This window comes from Nostoc sp. MG11 (genome assembly GCF_014904695.1).
GTDB lineage: Bacteria > Cyanobacteriota > Cyanobacteriia > Cyanobacteriales > Nostocaceae > Komarekiella.
Genome location: NZ_JACXXN010000135.1, coordinates 1 through 3,382, shown reverse-complemented (window position 1 = coordinate 3,382; position 3,382 = coordinate 1). Strand labels below are relative to the sequence as shown.

The window sequence follows — 3,382 nt, the reverse complement described above, 5'->3', positions numbered from 1 at the left end:
TTGCTTATAGTCAGACCAATACAAGATGGTTTGAATTAGCATTCTGTAACAAAGGCATCAATCATTTTGAAACCGACATTTACCAGCAACCTAAAAATAAAAGCCCTGCTGCTTTCAACGGCTATTTTACTAGTTGGGCAGACTCATGCTAATGGTAAGCAACAGTTCTCTCCTCTGACTCCAGCACAAACTCAAAATTTATCTCGTGACTTGGTTCCATTTGGCTCTCAAGACTTTTTCAGACAAGGAAAAGATTCAATTGACAGAGAAATTCAACTTCTCAGGCAAAGGCAAGCTCCCTCTACTGAACCTGTTCTCAAAATTAATTTTATACCACAAGTTAAGAAAGACTGCCCACCTAGCAACAATTCTGATGTCTCATGCGAGTAGGAATGATCATACTGAGTTCGTGAATTAACCACACACTGAAACCTCTTAGCCACTCAAAACTTGCAAACTACTCTCTGCTATGCACAAGAGTTAGATCCTACTGCTGACGCAAAACAGCGGGCTTGGCAACGACACCATGATCTGGTCATCACTAGCGGCTCACTATGCACGCGATTGCTTACGATTACCGTTGTCTAAAGTGTAATGTTAGTAGGTCTTTCGGACTAAGGATAGCCAAGCTAGTCAAAAATATCTTCAGGTGACTAAGTTTTACTTTCTGAAATGCTATTGAAGACATTTGAGTAAATCAGCTTCTTGGAAGTCATTCTGCATCCGATAATCGGTTGTTGCAAATTCTATTTGCAGTATTAAGCGGTCTCTATGAGTAGGAGTGATTCCTTTATGAAAACAAAGTGGATCTTCAGCAAATCCAAAGCCTGCTTTGCCACAAATACTTATTAGAGATTTCAAACCATAATAATCGATAATATCTTGCTCTCTCTCTCCATTTCTTTGCCAAAGGTGTGACATTTTCTTATTATTATGACTCCCACAAACGCAGACATGAGAACCGCTCTGTTCATCTACGTCAGTTAAATAAAAGAAAAACTTTAGAAAGTGATAATCGTCTAGATCGTAGTGAAAAAGTTGAGCGGCTTTACTTTTTTGGTGATACTTTAAATCTCCCGCGAAACTCCACCACATATCGTTTCCTAAGTGTACTGGTTGAGCATTTAAGTATCTAGCAGCAATTGCTAATAATTTGGGGTCGTTTTGTAGCTTCTTAATAGCTGGGCAAAGTAAAGCTGTGTTGAAATAATTAGCAACTACAAAACGTTTTCCTAATTGAGTTTCTATGTATTCTTTTTGGTGATGAAAGAAACCGAACTCTGGCTGACGATTTCCATAGCAGGGTGTTGCTTTGGCAAATTCAACTATTTCTTGAACGACGGATTCAGGCAAATTAATCCCTAAATATAATCCTTGGCTTTGCAAGTTGTTAATAACTTTATCTACATCTATGTCTGCAAAATAAGAATTGCTTGTATTGATAGTAAAATATGATTTAACTCTATCTCGAAAAAAATATCTCACTAGAGAGCGAATAATCTTAAATCGAGCGGTTTTACGCATCAGAAGCCATCTAGGGTTTTTTGTTAATCCTTTATAATTTTCATACCAAGACTCATAAAGTTTTACAAAAAATCTTTCCAAGCGTTTATTCAAAAATTTTGAAAACATAAATTCTTTGTAAGAAATCGAACAATGCGAGATGGCAAATATGATAGATTATACTTGCTTTATAACCTTTTGAATCTTTTGTGCAAAAAGCGCTTTTATAATTTGACTGCCCAAGCTAAGATTAAAGTCACACTCTTACACCCAAAAGAAAAGTCAGTAACACCAAGATTTAGCGCTTTACAAGTATGCCATTCAGTACAGAGCAAATTCTACCAATTTCATTCAAGTGATCGCTGCTGGTACTTCACGGTTGCTGATTAAATTTTTGTATCTGTTGTTCTAAATAACGAATATGTTTATCATTTAGTGGTAACAAGCGGTTGAGTATTTCTATTGCCGCTTGGTAACATTTAAGCGCTTGTTGTTTCCGCGCTGATTGTTGAAAACACTCACCTAATTTCTGTAACGTCCGAGCCTTGTCGAATTCAACAGGCTTGATGTGTTTGAGCAATAGTGAGGCATCGTAGCAAGCGATTGCCTGTTAGTAGCTATCAAGTGCCTCTGTATACTGTGACAGGCTGAAGTGTAAATCAGCTAAGGATGTGAATGCACCAGCCTTAAGTACATAATTACAATAGTCATTTGGAACAAGCTTTAGCACACTGTCGTAAGTGGCAACAGCCTGCTGGTAGGTAACGAATGCTTCGCTATATTGTTTCTGGCTCGACTGTTGGTGTGCTAATCTTTCTACGATCATCCCTAGATAACTGATGTTAAGGATATCATCGGGAGTTTGATCAAATGCAGTTTCATAAGTTGCTATCGCTTGCTTTAAAGTATCGATTGCATCTTGATTTTGGTCAAGACAAAACTGTAGCTGGGATAACTTTTCTAAAGCCATGCCTTTGCGCTTGTTGATTTTAAAGTCATTGGGAGCAAACTTGAGAGCAGTTTCATATATTGCAATCGCTTGAATATAAGTTTCTAACGTCTCTTGCTCCTGCATACAACTAATCCTCTGCTAAATATTAAAGTTTATTTATCACATAGATCTTTGATAAAAGCATCAATCGCTTTAGCTGCTGAGGACTGCTTACCTAGCTTGAGTTTAGCAAGGATGCGCGAGCGGATTGCTTGAAAGTCTAGCTGTGATTCCTGAGAGGAAGATAAAGTTTTTTCTCTCAGGCGGCTAGCTCCCCCAGCTTTTCTTGTATTTTTTCATCTAGTATGTTGTCTAGTCTGCTTTCTACTGCTTCTAGAATTACCTCCAGAGAAAGTGGAGACTGATTGGAAGGCGGTTCTTCTTGTTGCCAGCCGACAGAAGACTTTAAGGCATTGATAACAAAACTGTTAACACTGGTGTTTTGTCTGGCTGCTTCCGCCTTTACTGCCTCATATAATTCTCTGTAGCCGTCCAGACGCAAATTTAACTGTAGTCTCTCTTTTTCGCTCATAGTACTAGCCTCATCACTAGACTTGATGCTAGCACTAATTGACTATTTAAAATTACCTATAAGCTAGACAACTCGCTAGACAGAACTTTGATCAGAAATATTCATTACATACTAGACTACAATGCTAGACATTGTCACTAGACAAATGTTATTATATGTCTAGTGGTGGTTAAGGAAACCGTTCACTAAAACTAATCAAAAGGGCAATCGCCAAGCCTGGAAAACTACGCGATCGCCCCTTCACCAAAACCCTAAAAGGAAATGTAAGGATTCAGGTCTAATATTTAGGAAGCAGAGATGGGCGAGACAGATAATTATTAGAATTAGCCAGCAGTGCTTGTGCAAAAAAGTCAATC

4 protein-coding genes are annotated in these 3,382 nt (G+C 38.2%); 1 reads left to right on the top strand and 3 read right to left on the bottom strand.

Annotated features, from left to right (window positions below; translation table 11 throughout):
• Positions 1-66: 66 nt before the first annotated feature.
• Positions 67-390: a hypothetical protein gene (locus HCR01_RS37360; RefSeq protein ID WP_226890072.1), complete on the top strand. Its 324-nt coding sequence runs from the start codon at positions 67-69 to the stop codon at positions 388-390.
• Positions 391-675: 285 nt separating this feature from the next.
• Here HCR01_RS37360 and HCR01_RS37355 read toward each other — a convergent pair whose 3' ends face one another.
• The 3 genes from HCR01_RS37355 to HCR01_RS37340 all read right to left on the bottom strand — a co-directional run bounded on the left by HCR01_RS37355 (position 676) and on the right by HCR01_RS37340 (position 3,026).
• Positions 676-1,632 (bottom strand): hypothetical protein, encoded by a 957-nt coding sequence (locus HCR01_RS37355; RefSeq protein WP_193200923.1) that lies wholly within the window; start codon positions 1,630-1,632, stop codon positions 676-678.
• Between the two features lie 481 nt (positions 1,633-2,113).
• Positions 2,114-2,578, bottom strand: a complete 465-nt coding sequence (locus HCR01_RS37345; RefSeq protein ID WP_193200921.1) for a hypothetical protein — start codon at positions 2,576-2,578, stop codon at positions 2,114-2,116.
• Positions 2,579-2,753: 175 nt separating this feature from the next.
• Positions 2,754-3,026 (bottom strand): hypothetical protein, encoded by a 273-nt coding sequence (locus tag HCR01_RS37340; RefSeq protein WP_193200920.1) that lies wholly within the window; start codon positions 3,024-3,026, stop codon positions 2,754-2,756.
• Positions 3,027-3,382: the final 356 nt, after the last annotated feature.